The organism is Mesorhizobium sp. WSM4836, assembly GCF_055811815.1.
This window is the reverse complement of record NZ_JBVVQF010000070.1, coordinates 1-1545: the sequence shown is the minus strand read 5'-3', so window position 1 is coordinate 1545 and position 1545 is coordinate 1. Positions and strand designations below refer to the sequence as shown.

Sequence of the window (1545 nt, the reverse complement as noted above, 5' to 3'; positions counted from 1 at the left end):
TGGCGGATATCGTTGAAAAAGTCGGCCGCGTCTCGGCCACGACATCGACTGATGTCAGGCCGTGAGCAGACGTCTTCCGCCTCATGCCGGTTTCGGCATCGGCACCGCAATCAGCTTGGCGAGTTTCCGGAGGTTCTGGGCAGTGGCTGCCAGATGGAACTCGTCTCGAGCACCGTTTGGTCCTCGTAGTCGCAAGCGATCCAGCTTCAGGATGCGCTTGAGGTGGGCAAACAGCATCTCGACCTTCTTCCTCTCGCGACGCGAGGTGACATAGGCGTCGGTGGCGGCAATATCGCGGGCCATGTCCCGCGCACCCTCGTGGATAGAGCGTAGGATCTTGCGGGCTGGACCGTTCGGACAGCATCGAGGCTTGAGGGCGCAGACGTCGCAGTCGAGCTTGCTGGCGCGGTAGCGCATGAAGCCCTCGTCGTCGACACCGTCGCGGGGTGAAGCGAACCGCCGACGATACTGCCTGAGCTCCTTGCCGCCTGGACAGGTGTAGAGATCGCGCTCGCGATCATAGCTGAACTCTGCCCGCTCGAAGGTCCCATCGCGACGCTCCGACTTGTCGAAGACCGGGATATGCGGCTCGATGCCGCGCTCGTGCACCAACCAGCCCAACATCTCGGCCGAGCCGTACGCGCTGTCGGCGGCCAGGCGTTCCGGATAGAGGCCGAAGCGATCCTGGGCGCGATCGATCATGGTGCGTGCCGCGCCGACTTCCGCCTGGCGTATGGCCCGGCTTGCCTCGACGTCCACGATGACGGCGTGATCCAGGTCGATCAGATAGTTGGTGGCGTAGGCGAAGAAGGCATGCCCCTTCATCGCTCCCGTCCACTGAGCCGCCGGGTCGGACCTCGATATGAACTTCGGCTTCACCTCGCTCGCTGCACCCCACGGGGCATCGTCCAACGTGTCGAGATACTCCTGTACCGAGCGGCGCGTTGCCGCCATCGTCTCCCAGTCGACCTGCTCCGATCCCTCGGCAGAGCGCTGCTTGTTCGCGTCCGCCCTGATGAGGCTGGCATCGACGGCGAAGCCCTCGTTGCCGACGAGACCTTCTTCGATGCAACGGCGCACCGTCGTCTCGAAGAGTTCGCGCAGCAGATCGCTGTCGCGAAAGCGGCCGTGCCGGTTCTTCGAGAAGGTGGAATGATCGGGGACATCACCCTCCAGGCCAAGCCGGCAAAACCAGCGATAGGCGAGATTCAGATGCACTTCCTCGCAAAGCCGGCGCTCGGAACGGATGCCGAAGCAGTAGCCGACGATTAGCATCCGGATCATCAGTTCCGGATCAATCGAGGGCCTACCGATCTCGCTGTAGAACGGGCGCAGATGCGAGCGCAGCCCCGACAGGTCGACGAAGCGGTCGATCGAGCGCAACAGATGGTCAGCAGGGACGTGACGCTCGATGCTGAACTCGTAGAACAGCGCCTCCTGCATCACCGTCGGTTCGCCCATCATCGACTCAATCTCCTTTACCAAGGAGATTGAATCAGTGCTTCAGAGCTGCTTCAAGCCGGAGTTTTTCAACACAATCGGCGC

General features: G+C 62.3%; 1 protein-coding gene. It reads right to left on the bottom strand.

Annotation, left to right across the window (positions count from 1 at the left end; all coding sequences use genetic code 11):
* Window positions 1-81 precede the first annotated feature (81 nt).
* Window positions 82-1464: an IS1182 family transposase gene (locus AC0L2P_RS32085; RefSeq protein WP_473507229.1), complete on the bottom strand. Its 1383-nt coding sequence runs from the start codon at window positions 1462-1464 to the stop codon at window positions 82-84.
* Window positions 1465-1545: the final 81 nt, after the last annotated feature.

Coding starts and splice junctions, on each gene's coding strand:
- AC0L2P_RS32085 (WP_473507229.1), bottom strand. CDS start 1,464: ATGATGGGCGAACCGACGGTGATGCAGGAGGCGCTGTTCTACGAGTTC.